The following is an 18,441-nucleotide window of genomic DNA, read 5'->3' as shown; positions in this document are numbered from 1 at the left end:
GTGTATCAATCAGCATTGATGCCGTCTGACACACCGCCATCGCCAGCAAGCCGGCTCCTACAGATCCTCTACATACCAAACGGAGCTTTCCATGCCCGAGATCATCGGCCACAACTACATCGGCGGTGCGCGCAGTGCCGCCGGCAAGATCACCGTGCGCAGCCACGACGCCACTACCGGTGAAGCGCTGCCCTACGCGTTCATGCAGGCCACCAACGAAGAAGTCGACGCCGCCGCCCAGGCCGCCGCAGCCGCCTACCCGACCTTTCGCACCTTGTCGGCTAGCCGCCGCGCTGAGTTTCTCGAAGCCATCGCCACGCAACTGGAGGCACTGGACGATGATTTCATCGCTCTGGTAACCCGCGAGACGGCGCTGCCGAACGGACGCATTCTGGGTGAGCGCATGCGCACCAGCAGCCAGATGCGCCTGTTTGCGCAAGTCCTGCGCCGTGGCGATTTTTATGCGGCACGCATCGACCGGGCCCTGCCCGAGCGTCAGCCACTACCACGAGCTGATTTGCGCCAATACCGGATCGGCGTCGGCCCGGTCGCGGTGTTCGGTGCGAGCAATTTCCCCCTGGCATTCTCAACCGCCGGTGGCGATACCGCTGCCGCCCTGGCCGCCGGTTGTCCGGTGGTGTTCAAGGCCCACAGCGGGCATATGGCGACTGCCGAACTCGTGGCCGACGCGATCATCCGTGCCGCCGAGCAGACTGACATGCCCAAGGGTGTGTTCAACATGATCTACGGTGCTGGCGTGGGCGAAACCCTGGTCAAACATCCGGCGATTCAGGCTGTCGGTTTCACGGGGTCACTCAAGGGTGGCCGCGCGCTGTGCGACATGGCCGCGGCACGAGCGCAGCCGATTCCCGTGTTCGCCGAAATGAGCAGCATCAATCCAGTGCTGGTATTGCCCGAAGCACTGCAACTGCGGGGCGAGAAAATTGCCAGCGAACTCGCCGCCTCCGTGGTGCTCGGCTGTGGCCAGTTCTGCACAAACCCGGGACTGGTGATCGGTATTCGCTCGCCAGCGTTCAGCGCCTTCACCCAATCGCTGAGCGCCGTGATGGCCGGGCAACCGGGGCAGACCATGCTCAACTTCGGCACGCTCGACAGCTACGCCAACGGTGTGCAGGCGTTGCACGCGCACCCGAACATCACTCACCTGGCCGGTCGCGATCAACAGGGCACACAGGCGCAGCCGCAACTGTTCAAGGCTGACGTGAGTCTGTTGCTCAATGGCGACCCGCTGTTGCAAGAAGAAGTGTTCGGTCCGGCGACAGTGTTGGTGGAAGTGGCCGACAAAGCCGAACTGCAACGGGCACTTCAGCACTTGCACGGGCAACTCACGGCCACGCTGATTGCTGAAGCCGGCGACCTGCAAAATCACCCTGAGCTGTTACCGCTGCTGGAGCAAAAAGTCGGCCGGGTGTTGTTCAACGGTTACCCGACCGGCGTCGAAGTCTGCGATGCGATGGTGCATGGCGGGCCTTATCCGGCCACTTCAGATGCGCGCGGCACCTCGGTCGGCAGCCTGGCCATCGAGCGTTTCCTGCGCCCGGTGTGCTACCAGAATTGTCCCGACGCGCTTCTGCCCGACCCGCTGAAAAATGCCAACCCGCTGGGCATCGCTCGCCTGGTCGATGGCAGCAGTCAACGCACGCCCCTGTAAAAAAAGCGCCACCGGTTTACCGGTGGCGCACGCTCTCACTCATCCCAGCAGCGCTTTCAGATCGTTGTACAACGCCTCGGGAATCTCGACGCCCTCCACCAGGCTACGCGCTCGCGCCTCATAGCGCCGTTGCGAGGGCAACCGTGCGCCCTGCCCTTCAATACTCTCGAACAAGACCTCGGCACGGGCCAGATGCTGTTCGGTGGCTTCACCGAGAAAGCGTCGTGGATCAAGGGCAATGATCAACTCGCCGTGGTACGGCGACGACTTGCTGCCGGCGTCGTAAGCCAGTGACTCTGCGCTGGTCAGGTCGCCGATCAACGGCCCGGCGATCAGCTCCACCATGGCCGCCAGCGCCGAGCCTTTGTGCCCACCGAACGTCAGCATCGCACCCGCATCGAGCACCACGTTGGCATCGGTGCTTGGCTGCCCCTGCGCGTCCACACCCCAGCCCTCGGGAAGCGCTTTGCCGGCGCGCCGGTGCAACTCGATATCACCACGGGCAATCGCGCTGGTGGCGAAGTCGAACACAAACGGATCCTTGCCCGAGCGTGGCCAGCCGAACGCAATGGGATTGGTGCCAAACACTGGCTGGCTCCCGCCCGCTGGCGCCACCCAGGCATGACTGGGATTGCAGGCCAATGCCACGAGACCGGCCGCCGTCAGTTGCTCGATCTCAACCCACAGCGCAGAGAAATGCACGCAGCGATTGATTGCCAGCGCAGCGATACCGTTTGCCCGGGCTTTCTGCGCCAACAACGGCAGCCCCGCCTGGAACGCCAATTGTGAAAAACCACCCGCCGCGTCCACGCGCACGATCGAAGGCGCTTGATCGATGACCTGCGGCTCGGCATCGGCCGCCACTTTGCCTGCCCTGAGTGAGTTGACGCAGCCCAGGATCCGATACAAACCATGGGAGGCGCAGCCATCGCGCTCGCCGGCAATCACTGTGGCTGTCACCGCCTGAGCGTGGGCAAGGTTGAAACCGTTGTGCAGCAAGATCGATTCGGCCAGCTCGCGAGCTTCGGCCAGGGACAGACGGATCATAATCACCTCCTTGAACAGACCGTCCAGCCTGACCCGTTCCAACCGTCACGGCTTGATCGCTTTAGGCCGACGCCATGACGAATTCGGCACATATGGATCATTGCGATGCGTCTTGGCATTGGTTCGGCATCGTCGACCATCATTCGCTGCAAAACCGCAAAAAAATCAAAAAAACCGCCCCTCAACGCGTTGTTTTACCGTAGCCTCGTCCCCCATCCTGAACGCCAATCATGAACCCTGCACACGGCCACTAACTGTTTTCCCATGCGCAAACTTCTGTACCTGACTTTCTCCATGGCATTGATTGCCGCCCTGACGACCTACGCCATGTGGGCCGCGGATCGTCCGGCGGGTCATTACCTGTCGGACTTGCGCATCGATCTCGCCATCGATCAGGGAACGCCTGCCGATCGTGGCAACCTGCTGGGCATCCAGCCCGAACTGTTTCCCACCGACTACCAAAGCACCGAACGCTTGCACCGCAAACTCGCGGCCTATTTGCAGAAAGCCCAGGAACAGGGGCTGCTGAATGAAAAAACCATCGTGGTGCTGCCCGAACATGTCGGCACCTGGCTGATGGTCAGCGGCGAGAAAGACGAGTTGTATCAAGCCACCACGCTCAAGGAAGCCATGAACTGGCTGGCGGTGAGCAACCCGCTGAAGTTCATCCGCGCGCTGATCGGCGCCAAGGGTGACAACCGCCTCGACGATGCGCATCTGCGCATGAAAGCCAAGAGCATGGCCAAGGATTACCAGGCCCTGTTTGGTGGGCTGGCAAAGGAATTTCACGTGACGCTCGTGGCGGGCTCCATCGTACTGCCCGAGCCGAGCATCATCGACGGCACGCTGAAAATCGGTCGCGGTGCGCTGTACAACAGCAGCGTGGTGTTCGGCCGCGACGGGCTGCCGATTGGCCAGCCACAGCGCCAGATGCACCCGATCGTCGATGAAAGCGATGTGATCCAGGCCAATGGCGAACACACGCTCAACGTCGTCGACACCCCGGCCGGACGCCTGGGCGTGTTGATCGGCAGCGACAGCTGGTACCCGGACAACTACCGTCAACTCGACGATCAGGGCGCGCAGCTGGTCGCGGTCCCGGCGTTCGTCATCGGTCGCGGCGCCTGGGACAAGCCATGGCGCGGCTACAAGGGTTTATCGACGCCCGATTCCGTCAGCCTCAAGGCTGGCGAACTGAGCGAGGGTCAAGCCTGGCATCGCCTGACGCTGACCGCTCAGCCGCCCGCCAGCCAAGCCATCGCCGGCATGAGCGTGTTCCTGCGTGGGCAGTTCTGGGATCAAGGCAGCGCCGGGCAAAGTTTTCTCAGCAGCAACGGGCAGCATTTCGCCGGTGGAAACTTCCGTGGCGCGCGTTTGCTGAACCTTTGGTTGTAAACCATGAAACCGTTGCCGATGCGTCTGGGCGATCTGTCGGTGGGCTTTGTTCACAGCCTGGCCGACGCGGTGCGCAGTCACGGCATCGATCCTCAGCCCCTGCTCGACCAGTATGGCCTGGACCCCGCCCGGCTTGGCGAAGCCTGCGCCCGGCTGTCGATCCCGCGCTACATGCGCCTGGGCCACGGTGCCATCCAACTGACCGCCGACCCGGCACTGGGTTTACGCATGGGCCAGCTCAGCCGCCTGAGCCAGGCCGGCCTCGCCGGGGTTACCGCCGCGCAGGCACCGACAGTACGCGAAGCGGCACGTTGCCTGATTCGCTTCGAAGCCTTGTACGGCTCCAACTATCGCGGTCAATCGAGTTTCCACGAAGATGCCCAAGGCGCGTGGCTGCGGTTCTATTCCATCAGCCCTTACAACGCCTATAACCGCTTCGTGGTGGATTCGATCATCGCCGGCTGGTTGCAACAATTGTCCAGCGTCAGCCCTGTTCCCTTGAGCGCTGAGCGCATCGAGATCGAGTTCGACGAGCCGGATTACCGGGACGCTTATGCGGTGCTGGGGGATTGCCCGATCCAGTTTGGCGCCGAACAGAACCAACTGCGCCTGAGTCTGGCCAGCCTCGCTCAGCGCAACCCGCTGCACTGCCCGAGTACGTGGCGACACCTGCTGCAATTGTGTGAACGGGAACTGGAACAACTGACACGCACCCGCAGCCTGCGTGAACGCATCACTCAGTTACTGGGGCCGTTGCTCAATGGTGGCCGGGAACCCGACCTGGAAGAAGTGGCGGCACGCCTGAAGCTGCCTACCTGGACCTTGCGCCGCAAACTCACCGAGGAAGGCACGCAGTTTCGTGCAATTCTCAACGACACTCGTCGCGACCTGGCCATGACCTACATTCGTGACACCGAACTGGCGTTCGGTGAAATCGCCTACCTGCTGGGCTTTGCCTCAGCCGAAGCGTTTCAACGTGCTTTCAAACGCTGGAGCGGTCAGACACCCGGCGAGTTTCGCCGCAGTCACCGCCAGTCGGCCTGACGCTTACAGCTCGGTAGCGTCTTCGGCCGGTTCCAGCGGGTCCAGTTCAAAGGCCTGGAACTCGAGCAGCTCTTCTTGATAATCGTCCATTTTGAATCCCCCATCGCTCATTGAAAAAACGCTTGAACAAATGACCTGCACCTTGAGCATAAAGTGCCCGCGTGAAAGAAAAATGACGCAGGCACGACGCTCCGTCGCTACTGAATAAAACGTAGCAGGTGGTCAGGAATTTATCACAGGATTTTTCGATGCAGGCCATCGGAATGTGGCCTGGGTTGACGCGGATCAAACTTGAACACGATTCCGGGATCGACAGGCTGCGAGCCGATCCCGGAACGTCAGTCACCGATTATTGGCTGGTCACAGGCATGGCAGGAATCGGTTCGCTCGGAGGAGGCAAATTCGATTGCGCCGGTGGCGTGACATTTTCCGTCGACGGTGCCGCCGATTCAGCGTTCTCGACCGGTGCGACCGGTGCGGGCTCAGGTGACGGTGCAACCGGTTCTGCAGCAGGGGCTGGCGCAGGCTCGGCTGCTGGAGCTGGAGCTGGAGCTGATTGGGCGGCAGAGGCCGGCTCAGGCGCCGGAGCGGCCTTGGCTTCAGGCACGCCCAGATCGGTTTTCGGCTTTTCGACGATGTGCGCGGCTTTTTTCGCTTCCGGCGGCAGGAACAATTCGACCAGGGCGAAGAAACGCTCGTAGAACTTAGCCGACGAGACGGTTTCGCTGGCGACCTTGACCATCGAGTCGTCGGACGAGCCGATCGGCATCGATACCGAACCCAACACACCGACACCGAGGCTCGCGGAGTTGTTGGTCTTCTTCAGCGCATAGCGGTCCTGCAAGGCGTTGGCGAACATGGTCGCGTGATGGCCTTCGCTGCCATCATCGGCACAGACCACACTGAAGCTGATCTCCATGTGGGTCTCGCCAGTCTGCTGGAAGCTCTTGTGACCACTGATCAGCTTCGGGTCGTTGCTGGTGATGATGTAACCCTGGCTGAGCAACGCGCGACGGGCGGCTTCGCAGGATTGCGCATCGGTGACCGGGTAATTGCGCGAAAAGGTTCCGGAGTCGTCGAAGTTCTCATGCTCATAGATCGGGGCTTTTTTCGAAGAGCAACCGGCCGCGACGGCCAGCACCAACGCCAGCCCGACAACCCGCACGGGAAATGATTTAAACATTGAACATCCTGAGAAAAACGGTCCGGGGCGTATTGTGCAACAGATCGATGCTTAGCGTCGCATCGATTAGTGTCTTGAAACAGTTACAAGTGTAATGACTGCCATTTACAGGAAAAAGTCGCCCGGAAAAACCTCAGCCGACGGACAGTCCCTGCCCGCTTTTTCTGCGCCCACAAAAAACCCCGGCGGTTTGGCCGGGGTTTTTGTGTCGCGGGAAACTCAGTCAGGCATCAGAAACGCTTGATGTCCGCTTCGGCTTCCAACTGCTTGCGGTAGGCCGCAAAGTCTTGCTGGCCAATACGCGAGGCGAGGAAGCGACGGTATTGAGCCTTCTCTTCGTCGGTCGGCGCAGCGGCTTCGTTGACGCCGTTCAGACGCACGATCACCAGGCTACCATCGGCCAGGGTCACGCTGCTGAAGGTCGGCTTGTCTTTGGCAACGGGCTTCGGCATGCGGAACAACGCTTGCAGCACAGTCGGGTCGATCCCTTCCTGAGCGCGATTCGCCGCAGCGGTGACTTTCCAGCTCTGACCGTCAATCGCCTTGTCCAGCGGTGTCTTGCCTTCACGCAGGCCGGCAATCAGCTCATCAGCCTTGGTCTTGGCGGCAGCACTGGCGTGCTCCTTGGCCAATTGCCCACGGATGGCGGCAGACACGCTTTCCAGCGGCAGTTGCGCAGGCTTCAGGTGTTCCTTGGCACGCAACACGATCACGGTTTCCGGATCGAGTTCGATGGCGGTGCTGTTGGCACCCTCATCCAGCACTTCAGGACTGAACGCGGCAGCGATCACCGCACGGTTGGCTGCAACGCCGTCGCCACCTTCCCGGCCGAACGGCTTGGAGGTGTGAACGGTCAGTTTCAGGTCCTGTGCCGGCTGGGCCAGATCGGAAGATTCGAACGACGAGTCTTCCAGTTGCTTGGTCGCCTCGACGAAACGCTGCTCGACCTGCTGGGTTTTCAGCTCGCGGGTCAGCTTGTCTTTCAGGCTGGCGAAGGTCGGAACTTCCGGCGCCTCGACACCCAACAGCTTGATCAGGTGGAAGCCGAAATCAGTACGAACCGGGGCCGAAACCTGGTCCTTGGCCAACGCATACAGCGCGGTTTCGAACGCTGGATCGTAGACGCCAGGGCCTGCGTAACCGAGGTCACCACCGTTGTTCGCCGAACCTGGATCCTGGGAGAATTCCTTGGCCAGGGCCTCGAACTTCTCGCCTTTGGCCAGACGGGCCTGAACTTCTTCGATCTTGGCCTTGGCTTGCGCCTCGGTCACCTTGTCGTTCACTTCGATCAAAATGTGCGCCGCCCGACGTTGCTCGGACAGGTTGGCGATTTCTTTCTGATACGCCGCTTGCAGGTCTTCGTCTTTCACCGCGACCTGATCAAAGAAGGAAGACTTCTTCAACTCGAGGTAATCGATGATCACCTGATCCGGCGTCATGAATTCCTTGGCGTGTTCGTCGTAGTAGGCCTTGACCTCATCGTCGGTCAGCTTCACAGCCGCCGGGTCAGCCTTGACGTTCAGGGTAGCGAAATCGCGGGTCTGTTTTTCCAGACGGGCGAAAGCCAGCACCTGTGCGTCGGTAACGAAACCGCTGCCAGCCAGGCCAGCGCGCAGTTGGCCGATCAGCATTTCCTGAGCCAGCATCTGGCGGAATTGCATGCGGCTGTAGCCGAGCTGACGAATAACCTGATCGAAACGCTCGGAGCTGAACTTGCCGTCCACCTGGAACTCAGGGGTTTGCAGGATCACTTGGTCCAAAGCCGCTTCGGAAAAAGCGAATTTCGAGTTTTCTGCGCCTTGCAGCAGCAGCTTGCGGTCGATCAAGCCTTTGAGGGCCGATTCGCGCAGCATTTTTTCGTCGAGCAAGGAAGCATCGAAATCCTTGCCCAGCTGTTGCATGAGTTGACGGCGTTGCATATCGACCGCCTGGCTCAGCTCGTTCTGGCTGATTTCTTCGCCGTTGACCTTGGCCGCATCGTTACGATGGGTGGTGGCCTGAAAAATGGCGTCGAAACCGGTCAAAGCCATCAGTGCAACGATGACCCCGATAATGGTCTTGGCAATCCAGCCTTGTGAATTGTCCCTGATATTCTGCAGCATGCGTCCCCCAGAAACGGTTGAACTTCAAAATTAGGCAACCGTGGAGCGTGGGTAGAATCCGGATAGAAGAAAGGCGCATCCGAGGATGCGCCTTCTCGTAACTGGCGGAGCGGACCAAGGGTTCGAACTTGCGACCCTCGGTGTCTCGGACCGGCAACTTGCCGACTGGACTACCGCTCCGCTGCCAGGTCAGGCATGACCCCGACCCGGATAGGCAAAAACCTGAATCGAACTTAGTTGACAGCTTCTTTCAGTGCTTTACCGGCTTTGAAACCTGGTTTTTTGGCTGCTGCGATTTCCAGTGTCTTACCGGTCTGTGGGTTACGACCAATGCGAGCTGGACGATCAGTCACGGAGAAAGTACCGAAACCAACCAGAACAACAGAGTCGCCAGCCTTGAGAGCGCCAGTGACGGATTCGATTACAGCGTCCAGCGCACGGCCAGCAGCAGCTTTCGGGATATCAGCGGATGCAGCGATAGCATCAATCAGTTCCGACTTGTTCACTCTAAGTCCCCTTATATCTATTTGAGTATGATTCTAAGTTTTTTGGTGAAAGCAAAAACGAGTGCTGAATGGCCTACAGACACTTAAGAGCCGCTTTATAACAAGGGCTCTAAAAAGCTGTCAACAAGCCCTCCAGGCAAATGCGTACTAATGCGTGCTAATTCTTTCCTTAGAGTCAGACTCGCGTTTTTCATCCTTTGCAACTATCTCCGGAGCTACATCGGGCAAGGGCTCCGGCGCGTATTGCAGCGCAATTTGCAGGACCTCGTCAATCCATTTAACCGGTTTAATCTGCAGATCTTGCTTGATATTGTCAGGAATTTCCTTCAGATCGCGTACGTTCTCTTCAGGAATGATCACCGTCTTGATCCCGCCACGGTGGGCAGCAAGCAGTTTTTCTTTCAGACCGCCAATCGCCAGCACTTGACCGCGCAAGGTGATTTCACCCGTCATGGCCACGTCAGCGCGCACCGGGATCCCGGTCAACGCCGACACCAGGGCCGTGCACATGCCTACACCGGCGCTAGGGCCGTCCTTCGGGGTCGCCCCTTCCGGCATATGGATGTGCGTGTCACGCTTCTCGTGGAAGTCCAGGGGAATGCCCAGGCTCTTCGCGCGGCTGCGGACAACGGTCAAGGCAGCGGTGATCGATTCGACCATCACGTCACCCAGCGAACCGGTCTTGATCAACTGGCCTTTGCCCGGTACGACAGCGGCTTCGATGGTCAGCAATTCGCCGCCCACCTGAGTCCATGCCAGGCCGGTCACCTGACCGATCTGATCCTGCGATTCAGCCAGACCGTAGCGGAATTTACGCACGCCCAGGAAGTGCTCCAGCATGTCGGCAGTGACCTTCACCGAGAAGCGTTTTTCCAGTGCATGCTCTTTGACCGCCTTGCGGCAAACCTTGGCAATCTGGCGCTCCAGACCACGTACACCGGCTTCGCGGGTGTAGTAGCGGATGATGTCGCGGATCGCTTCGGCGTCGAATTCCAGCTCGCCTTTCTTCAAACCGTTGGCCGTGATCTGCTTCGGCGAAAGGTATTTGACGGCGATGTTGATTTTCTCGTCTTCGGTGTAACCCGGCAGACGAATCACTTCCATCCGGTCGAGCAGCGCCGGTGGAATATTCATCGAGTTCGAGGTGCACAGGAACATCACATCGGACAGGTCGTAATCGACTTCCAGATAGTGATCGTTGAAGTTGTGGTTCTGCTCCGGATCGAGCACTTCCAGCAACGCCGACGCTGGATCGCCACGCATGTCGCTGCCCATTTTGTCGATTTCATCGAGCAGGAACAGCGGGTTGCGGACGCCCACTTTTGTCATCTTTTGAATCAATCTACCTGGCATCGAACCGATATACGTCCGGCGATGACCACGAATTTCCGCTTCATCGCGCACACCACCGAGAGCCATGCGCACGAATTTACGGTTGGTGGCGTGAGCAATCGACTCCGCCAGCGAGGTTTTACCCACACCAGGAGGACCGACCAGGCACAACACCGGGCCACGAATCTTCTTCACGCGCTTTTGCACGGCGAGGTATTCGAGGATGCGTTCTTTGACTTCTTCCAGACCGTAGTGGTCGGCGTCGAGGATGTCTTCTGCACGCGCCAGGTCCAGACGCACTTTGCTCTGAGCCTTCCACGGCACCTGAACCAGCCAGTCGATGTACGAACGCACCACGGTCGCTTCCGCGGACATTGGCGACATTTGTTTCAGCTTGTTCAGTTCGGCCTGGGCCTTGGCCAAGGCGTCTTTCGGCAGGCCGGCGGCATCGATGCGTTTTTTCAGCTCTTCGATTTCGTTGTGGCCTTCATCGCTGTCGCCGAGTTCTTTCTGAATGGCCTTCATCTGCTCATTCAGGTAGTACTCGCGCTGGCTGCGCTCCATTTGTTTTTTGACGCGACCGCGAATGCGTTTTTCGACTTGCAGCAGATCGATCTCGGCATCCAGCAACGCCAGGACGTGCTCGACCCGGGCCGACAAATCGATGATTTCGAGAATTTCCTGCTTCTGCTCGATCTTCAGGGCCATGTGCGCGGCCATGGTGTCGACCAGGCGGCCTGGCTCGTCGATGCTGTTGAGCGACGACAGGACTTCAGCGGGGACTTTCTTGCCCAGCTGCACATATTGTTCGAACTGAGCCAGCAGGCTGCGGACAAACACTTCCGACTCGCGCTCAGGCGCATCGACTTCATCGATCAAGGAGACTTCGGCACGGCAGTGGCCGTCCACTTCGCTGAAGCGCTCCACGGCGCCGCGCTGCTCACCTTCGACCAGAACCTTGACCGTGCCGTCAGGCAACTTGAGCAACTGCAGAACGGTAGCGATCGTACCTACGCGATAAAGTGCTTCTTCACCGGGATCGTCGTCAGCAGGGTTTCTCTGGGCCAGCAGAAGGATCTGCTTGTCGCCCGTCATCGCTGCCTCGAGGGCTTCGATGGATTTCTCGCGCCCCACGAACAGCGGGATAACCATGTGCGGATAAACCACGACATCACGCAATGGCAGGAGAGGCAATTCGATGGTTGTCTTCATGATTTCGCCTCTACGGCGGCCATAAGGCCGTAAACAGATGGAAGTAAGCTTGAAACCAAGATGGGGGCTGCCTTGAAAAAAAACAAGCGCAAAGAGGACGTTAAAAATGCTTTAAAAGAAAAGGGGCCCGAAGGCCCCTTCTTTATTCCAGCTGCGTGACGCTTAAGCGTCTGGCGCGGCCTTGGCAGCCGGCTCACTGTTTTCGTAGATATACAGTGGCTTGGACTTGCCTTCTATAACGCTTTCATCGATCACTACTTTACTCACCTCGGACTGCGAGGGGATTTCATACATAGTGTCGAGCAATACACCTTCGAGAATCGAGCGCAGTCCACGGGCACCGGTCTTGCGTTCCAGGGCACGTTTGGCGACCGATTTGAGTGCGTCGGCCCGGAATTCCAGGTCCACGCCTTCCATCTCGAACAGCTTGGCATACTGTTTGGTCAGAGCATTTTTCGGCTCGGTGAGGATCTGCATCAATGCAGCTTCATCAAGCTCGTCCAGCGTGGCAAGAACCGGCAGACGACCGACGAATTCCGGGATCAGACCGAACTTGACCAGATCGTCAGGCTCGACTTCACGCAGGGATTCACCGACTTTCTTGCCTTCTTCCTTGCTGCGCACTTCTGCGTTGAAACCGATGCCGCCCTTGGTGGAACGGTTTTGAATAACCTTTTCCAGACCAGAGAATGCGCCGCCGCAGATGAACAGGATGTTACGGGTGTCAACCTGAAGGAATTCCTGCTGCGGATGCTTGCGACCACCTTGAGGCGGAACGGAAGCGACCGTACCTTCGATCAGCTTGAGCAGGGCCTGCTGCACGCCTTCACCGGAAACGTCCCGGGTGATCGACGGGTTGTCAGACTTGCGCGAGATCTTGTCGATCTCATCGATGTAGACAATGCCCATCTGGGCTTTTTCTACGTCGTAATCGCACTTCTGCAACAGCTTCTGAATGATGTTCTCGACATCTTCACCCACATAACCCGCCTCGGTGAGGGTGGTTGCGTCGGCGATGGTGAACGGAACGTTCAACAAGCGGGCCAGTGTTTCGGCAAGCAGGGTTTTACCCGAGCCTGTCGGGCCGATCAGCAAGATGTTGCTCTTGCCGAGTTCGACGTCGTCATTCTTTTTGTCACGCTGGTTCAGGCGTTTGTAGTGGTTGTACACCGCTACAGCCAGAACCTTTTTTGCACGCTCCTGACCAATCACGTACTGATCAAGGATGCCGCTGATTTCTTTAGGCGAAGGCAATTTATGCGCGCTGCTTTCCGCCTGGGCTTCCTGCACCTCCTCTCGGATGATGTCATTGCACAGGTCGACGCACTCGTCGCAGATAAAGACCGAGGGGCCGGCAATCAATTTGCGCACTTCATGCTGGCTTTTGCCACAGAAGGAGCAATAGAGCAGCTTGCCGTTGTCCTCGCCGTTGCGGGTGTCAGTCATTCGTTCGATCCAAATCCGATAGGCTTGCAACACAAGATGAAGGCTATTGCGGGCTTTTTCAAGCCCGCTGGTGATCGGACCAGCCGACCCGCCTTATTTTGAGCTGCTTATATTAAGCGGGGCGCTGGGTGATCACTTCATCGATCAACCCGTATTCACGCGCGGCTTCTGCACTCATGAAATTGTCGCGGTTGGTATCGCGCTCGATCTCTTCAAGCGTGCGCCCGCTGTGCTTGGCCATCAGCGTGTTGAGACGCTCACGAATGAAGAGGATTTCCTTGGCATGGATTTCGATATCCGAAGCCTGCCCCTGGAAACCGCCCAGTGGCTGGTGAATCATCACGCGTGAGTTCGGCAGGCAGTAACGCTTGCCAGGAGCACCGGCGGTCAGCAGGAATGCGCCCATGCTGCAGGCCTGACCGATACAGGTGGTCGACACGTTAGGCTTGATGAACTGCATGGTGTCGTAGATCGACATGCCCGCCGTCACCGAACCGCCCGGGGAGTTGATATAGAGATGGATGTCCTTGTCCGGGTTTTCCGCTTCAAGGAACAGCAGCTGCGCACAAATCAGGTTGGCCATGTAGTCCTCTACCGGACCCACCAGAAAGATCACCCGCTCCTTTAGAAGACGCGAGTAAATGTCGTAGGCGCGCTCGCCACGAGCAGACTGCTCGACAACCATCGGGACCAGGCCGCCTGCGGCCTGGATATCAGAGTTCTGCTGAATATACGAATTACGGAACATGCTCTGCAGTCACTCCCAAATAGTTATGTCTTGAATACGCATAAGCCAGCACGAAGGCTGGCTTATGGTGTGTGCTTCTTACCGCAGAAAAGATCAGTCGGCTTGTGGAGCTTCTACCGGCTTGACCGCTTCTTCGTAAGAGACCGATTTGTCGGTCACGCTAGCTTTCTGCAGAACAGTATCCACAACTTGCTCTTCCAGCACAACCGAACGGACTTCGTTCAGTTGCTGCTCGTTCTTGTAGTACCAGGACACAACCTGCTCAGGCTCTTGATAGGCCGAAGCCATTTCCTGGATCATTTCGCGAACGCGGGCTTCGTCAGGCTTGAGGTCGAATTGCTTGACCACTTCAGCCACGATCAGACCCAGAACAACGCGACGCTTGGCTTGCTCTTCGAACAGCTCGGCCGGCAGTTGATCAGGCTTGATGTTGCCGCCGAACTGCTGAACAGCCTGCACGCGCAGACGGTCAACTTCGTTGGACAGCAGAGCCTTTGGCACTTCGATCGGGTTGGTGGCCAGCAGACCGTCCATTACCTGATTCTTGACCTTGGATTTGATTGCCTGACGCAGCTCACGCTCCATGTTCTTGCGAACTTCGGCGCGGAAGCCTTCCAGACCGGTTTCCTTGATGCCGAATTGAGCGAAGAACTCTTCGTTCAGCTCAGGCAGTTTTGGCTCGGAAACAGTGTTCACAGTCACGGTGAACTCAGCGGTTTTGCCCGCCAGGTCCAGGTTCTGATAGTCAGCTGGGAAGGTCAGGTTCAGAACGCGCTCTTCGCCGGCTTTAGCGCCAACCAGACCGTCTTCGAAACCCGGGATCATGCGGCCGGAACCCAGAACCAGCTGAGTGCCTTTGGCGGAACCGCCAGCGAACACTTCACCGTCAACCTTGCCGACGAAATCGATGTTCAGTTGGTCGTCGTTCTGAGCGGCGCGATCGGCCACTTCGAAACGGGTGTTCTGCTTGCGCAGCACGTCCAGCATTTTGTCCAGATCGGCGTCAGCCACGTCAGCGCTCAGGCGCTCAACGGTGATGCCTTCGAAACCGGCAACGGTGAACTCAGGGAACACTTCGAAAATCGCGACGTATTCCAGGTCTTTGCCAGCTTCCAGGGATTTCGGCTCGATCGAAGGAGCGCCAGCCGGGTTCAGCTTTTGCTCAACTACGGCTTCGTAGAAAGAGGACTGGATGACGTCGCCGACAGCTTCCTGACGTGCATCAGCACCAAAACGGCGCTTGATTTCGCTCATCGGCACTTTGCCTGGACGGAAACCAGCGATCTTGGCCTTTTGGGCGGTCTGCTGCAGACGCTTGTTGACCTGAGTCTCGATGCGCTCAGCCGGCACGGTGATGCTCATGCGGCGCTCAAGAGCAGAAGTATTTTCAACAGAAACTTGCATGGATATTCCTCGTTGCACAGACGTTGGCCGGCCGTTTCCGACCCCAGAATCAAGGGCATGCATTCTAGTAGGTCAAACTCAAGAAGTCACCCTACTGAAAACGGGTAACAACGCAGCAGGCAATTTATAGGTGCGAATGCATGAATGCATCTCGCCCCGGTGGCAAATACAGCCAATCATGCCAGGGCTCTGCGCCAACCCTTCTATATATAGAAGCGATTGCCAGGCATCTCCCTGACAGCCGATCTCGCGAGCAAGACCGGCGAGCAGCACGGCATCATCGAGAAACAAAAATACGACGAAACGCCCTGCGCCTGCGACCCAGAACCTGCGGTCGCGAAACACTCAAACCACTAAAACAAAAAAGGCGCCAGACTGTTAAATCTGGCGCCTTTCGGAATATGGGGTGGACGATGGGGATCGAACCCACGACAACGGGAGTCACAATCCCGTGCTCTACCAACTGAGCTACGCCCACCATATTGCGTAACAAAGAAGCCAAACAACTTCTTCGTTGAGCCCCAACCAAGCCAGCGGCCTGAATGAAGCTTTATTTGGTGCGGATGAAGAGACTCGAACTCTTACGCCTCGCGGCGCTGGAACCTAAATCCAGTGTGTCTACCAATTCCACCACATCCGCATGTAGCCGTTAAAGCAAAGGCGCCAGACTGTTAATCTGGCGCCTTTCGAAATATGGGGTGGACGATGGGGATCGAACCCACGACAACGGGAGTCACAATCCCGTGCTCTACCAACTGAGCTACGCCCACCATATCGCGCTACTTGTGCCAAAGCTGCCTAATGGCGCACCCGGCAGGACTCGAACCTGCGACCATCCGCTTAGAAGGCGGATGCTCTATCCAGCTGAGCTACGGGCGCCTTGTTAATCTGTACCCTTGAAGGACTACAAACTAAGTGCTTTCCAGCCTTGCAGAATCGTAATTCCACTCGACCTTCTTAACCAGTGCTAGGCTGTGCCCGACAAGTGCGACGAATAGTATAGAGCCCCCCGTAGGGCGTCAAATCCTTTTTAAAAAAAATTCATTTAATTAAAGGGGTTAGAGGAATTTGCAGACCAAGCGCCTTTGCCCTCACCTCATGACATGCGAGAATGCGTTCTCTTTTTTTCCCCTCTCGATGGTTAATCACGCGCAATGACTGCACAACTAATCGACGGCAAATCGATCGCCGCCAGCCTGCGCCAGCAGATCGCCAAACGCGTTACCGAGCGTCGCCAGCAAGGCCTGCGCACTCCCGGTCTAGCGGTGATCCTGGTCGGCAGCGATCCTGCCTCTCAGGTTTATGTCTCGCACAAGCGTAAAGACTGTGAAGAGGTCGGCTTCATTTCCCAAGCCTACGACCTGCCTTCCGAAACCACTCAAGAAGCGCTGACCGCCCTGATCGATCGCCTGAACGACGACCCGGCAATCGACGGCGTTCTGCTTCAGCTTCCGTTGCCTGAACACCTGGACGCGTCCAAATTGCTGGAACGCATTCGTCCGGACAAAGACGTCGACGGCTTCCATCCTTATAACGTCGGTCGTCTGGCCCAGCGCATTCCGCTGCTGCGCCCTTGCACGCCCAAAGGGATCATGACCCTGCTGGAAAGCACCGGGGCCGATCTTTACGGGATGGACGCAGTGGTCGTCGGTGCTTCCAACATTGTCGGGCGACCGATGGCGATGGAATTGCTGCTGGCCGGTTGCACCGTGACCGTCACCCACCGCTTCACCAAGGATCTGGCAGGCCACGTCGGTCGTGCCGATCTGGTGGTGGTCGCCGCCGGCAAGCCGGGCCTGGTCAAGGGTGAATGGATCAAGGAAGGCGCGATCGTGATCGACGTCGGCATCAACCGTCAGGAAGACGGCAAACTGGTCGGCGACGTGATCTATGAAACCGCCCTGCCCCGCGCTGGCTGGATCACTCCAGTACCGGGCGGCGTCGGCCCGATGACCCGCGCCTGCCTGCTGGAAAACACGCTGTACGCAGCGGAAACGCTGCACAGCTGAGTTCACGCCTCGATCCAGGCAACGAACAAAAGAACCCTGCCAATGGCGGGGTTCTTTTTGCCCGTGGAATGACACTACCACTCGCCGGAAACCTGCTGTTTTGTAGGGCTTTTCAAGGACTTTGACTTGTCGATTGAACAACCATCGACAGTTCTTCAGCCATACTCCTAAAATGCGTCGTTTTTAAAGAAACAGCCCGTTACAAAACGGCTAATCCACACCTTATGAGTCTGCCAGCGTGAAAATCCGTCTTTCCATCCTGAGCCTATTTTTTGTATTTACAGGGACGTTCATCACGCCAGCGGTCAATGCTGCTGAAACCACCGCGGCACCTCGAGATACGAAACAACTCAAGCTGGCTTCCGGCAGCTCTTTGCTGCTGGATATGCAGACCAACAAAGTCATCTATGCCAGCAACCCCGATGTGGTTGTCCCTATCGCCTCCGTCAGCAAATTGATGACTGGTCTTGTCGTGGTCGAAGCCAGGCAGAACATGGACGAGTACATCAATATCAACATCAGCGATACGCCAGAAATGAAAGGCGTGTATTCCCGGGTGAAACTCAAAAGCGAATTGCCGCGCAGGGAAATGCTGCTGATCGCGCTGATGTCCTCGGAAAACCGCGCAGCCGCGAGCCTGGCCCACCACTATCCGGGCGGCTATGTCGCATTCATTGCCGCGATGAACGCCAAGGCCAAGGCGCTGGGCATGACCAGCACCCACTTCGTCGAACCGACTGGCCTCTCCCCTCGTAACGTTTCTACCGCACGCGACCTGAGCAAATTGCTGATCGCGGCGCACAAGTACCCGTTATTGACCGAGTTGAGCACCACCAAGGAAAAAACCGTCTCGTTTCGCAAGCCCAATTACAGCCTGGGTTTCCGCAACACCGACCATCTGGTCGGCAAGCCGAACTGGGACATCAAGTTGACCAAAACCGGTTTCACCAACGAAGCGGGTCACTGCCTGGTGCTGGTGACCAGCATGGGTAATCGTCCGGTGGCGCTGGTGATTCTCGATGCGTACGGCAAGTACACGCACTTCGCCGATGCCAGTCGTATTCGCAACTGGGTCGAGACCGGCAGGGGCGCCAATGTTCCGTCTGAGGCCTTGCAGTACAAGTCGGAGAAGAACCTCAAGCACCGTCAGAGTGGTGTGGTTGAGGCTTCGAAGTAGTTGGGGATATATCCGTTTCTTCGGTAACGGCGGCTTATGGTTTCGCCCTTACGGCGAGTCACTTGGAAAAGCCCCAAGTAACCAAGGGCTCTTGCCCCTTTCGTTCGGTGCCTCGCTAATGCTCGGCATGCCCTCGCTCCGGTCCTGCTCCGTGGGCCCGCCGC

General features: G+C 57.9%; 13 protein-coding genes and 5 tRNA genes. 5 read left to right on the top strand and 13 right to left on the bottom strand.

What is annotated here, in order from left to right; translation table 11 throughout:
- The first annotated feature begins 91 nt into the window (after positions 1-91).
- Positions 92-1,672: an aldehyde dehydrogenase (NADP(+)) gene (locus tag KGB27_RS26905; protein WP_223556974.1), complete on the top strand. Its 1,581-nt coding sequence runs from the start codon at positions 92-94 to the stop codon at positions 1,670-1,672.
- A 39-nt stretch (positions 1,673-1,711) separates the two neighbouring features.
- Here the strand turns inward: KGB27_RS26905 and KGB27_RS26900 are convergent, their stop codons facing one another.
- Positions 1,712-2,719: an Ldh family oxidoreductase gene (locus KGB27_RS26900; RefSeq protein ID WP_008024639.1), complete on the bottom strand. Its 1,008-nt coding sequence runs from the start codon at positions 2,717-2,719 to the stop codon at positions 1,712-1,714.
- A 264-nt stretch (positions 2,720-2,983) separates the two neighbouring features.
- On the opposite strand from KGB27_RS26900, the gene KGB27_RS26895 reads away from it, so the two are divergent.
- Together KGB27_RS26895 and KGB27_RS26890 are read left to right on the top strand one after the other, a co-directional pair.
- Positions 2,984-4,114 carry a carbon-nitrogen hydrolase family protein gene (locus KGB27_RS26895; RefSeq protein ID WP_008042649.1) on the top strand — a complete coding sequence of 377 codons (1,131 nt, stop codon included), beginning with the start codon at positions 2,984-2,986 and terminating at the stop codon, positions 4,112-4,114.
- Between the two features lie 3 nt (positions 4,115-4,117).
- Complete coding sequence (locus KGB27_RS26890; RefSeq protein WP_207285966.1) at positions 4,118-5,158, top strand: AraC family transcriptional regulator; 1,041 nt, start codon at positions 4,118-4,120, stop codon at positions 5,156-5,158.
- Positions 5,159-5,507: 349 nt separating this feature from the next.
- Here the strand turns inward: KGB27_RS26890 and KGB27_RS26885 are convergent, their stop codons facing one another.
- From KGB27_RS26885 to KGB27_RS26830, 12 genes are all read right to left on the bottom strand, one after another.
- Positions 5,508-6,341 (bottom strand): DUF2242 domain-containing protein, encoded by an 834-nt coding sequence (locus KGB27_RS26885; protein WP_008042653.1) that lies wholly within the window; start codon positions 6,339-6,341, stop codon positions 5,508-5,510.
- A gap of 230 nt (positions 6,342-6,571) precedes the next feature.
- On the bottom strand, positions 6,572-8,443 hold the full coding sequence (locus KGB27_RS26880; protein WP_207285964.1) for a SurA N-terminal domain-containing protein: 1,872 nt from the start codon (positions 8,441-8,443) through the stop codon (positions 6,572-6,574).
- Between the two features lie 102 nt (positions 8,444-8,545).
- Positions 8,546-8,623: transfer RNA gene (locus tag KGB27_RS26875), tRNA-Leu, on the bottom strand.
- Between the two features lie 53 nt (positions 8,624-8,676).
- Positions 8,677-8,949: an HU family DNA-binding protein gene (locus tag KGB27_RS26870; RefSeq protein ID WP_002552737.1), complete on the bottom strand. Its 273-nt coding sequence runs from the start codon at positions 8,947-8,949 to the stop codon at positions 8,677-8,679.
- 147 nt (positions 8,950-9,096) lie between these two features.
- A complete protein-coding gene (gene lon / locus KGB27_RS26865) occupies positions 9,097-11,493 on the bottom strand; it encodes an endopeptidase La (RefSeq protein ID WP_008034103.1) in 2,397 nt (798 codons plus the stop codon).
- Between the two features lie 162 nt (positions 11,494-11,655).
- On the bottom strand, positions 11,656-12,939 hold the full coding sequence (gene clpX, locus KGB27_RS26860; RefSeq protein WP_007946893.1) for an ATP-dependent Clp protease ATP-binding subunit ClpX: 1,284 nt from the start codon (positions 12,937-12,939) through the stop codon (positions 11,656-11,658).
- 112 nt (positions 12,940-13,051) lie between these two features.
- On the bottom strand, positions 13,052-13,687 hold the full coding sequence (gene clpP, locus KGB27_RS26855) for an ATP-dependent Clp endopeptidase proteolytic subunit ClpP (RefSeq protein ID WP_008034105.1): 636 nt from the start codon (positions 13,685-13,687) through the stop codon (positions 13,052-13,054).
- Between the two features lie 93 nt (positions 13,688-13,780).
- Positions 13,781-15,091 (bottom strand): trigger factor, encoded by a 1,311-nt coding sequence (tig, locus tag KGB27_RS26850; protein ID WP_032832734.1) that lies wholly within the window; start codon positions 15,089-15,091, stop codon positions 13,781-13,783.
- Positions 15,092-15,493: 402 nt separating this feature from the next.
- A tRNA-His gene (locus tag KGB27_RS26845) sits at positions 15,494-15,569 on the bottom strand.
- A 77-nt stretch (positions 15,570-15,646) separates the two neighbouring features.
- A tRNA-Leu gene (locus tag KGB27_RS26840) sits at positions 15,647-15,731 on the bottom strand.
- Between the two features lie 54 nt (positions 15,732-15,785).
- Positions 15,786-15,861, bottom strand: a tRNA-His gene (locus KGB27_RS26835).
- 32 nt (positions 15,862-15,893) lie between these two features.
- A tRNA-Arg gene (locus tag KGB27_RS26830) sits at positions 15,894-15,970 on the bottom strand.
- 275 nt (positions 15,971-16,245) lie between these two features.
- On the opposite strand from KGB27_RS26830, the gene folD reads away from it, so the two are divergent.
- On the top strand, positions 16,246-17,100 hold the full coding sequence (gene folD / locus KGB27_RS26825) for a bifunctional methylenetetrahydrofolate dehydrogenase/methenyltetrahydrofolate cyclohydrolase FolD (RefSeq protein WP_008034109.1): 855 nt from the start codon (positions 16,246-16,248) through the stop codon (positions 17,098-17,100).
- A 238-nt stretch (positions 17,101-17,338) separates the two neighbouring features.
- The gene (pbpG, locus tag KGB27_RS26820; RefSeq protein WP_223556972.1) at positions 17,339-18,277 is read left to right on the top strand and encodes a D-alanyl-D-alanine endopeptidase; all 939 of its coding nucleotides are present in this window, start codon (positions 17,339-17,341) and stop codon (positions 18,275-18,277) included.
- Positions 18,278-18,441 lie beyond the last annotated feature (164 nt).

The sequence above is a fragment of the Pseudomonas sp. BF-R-01 genome (assembly GCF_019946615.1).
Taxonomy (GTDB): domain Bacteria; phylum Pseudomonadota; class Gammaproteobacteria; order Pseudomonadales; family Pseudomonadaceae; genus Aquipseudomonas; species Aquipseudomonas migulae.
This window is presented reverse-complemented; position numbering and strand designations above follow the sequence as displayed.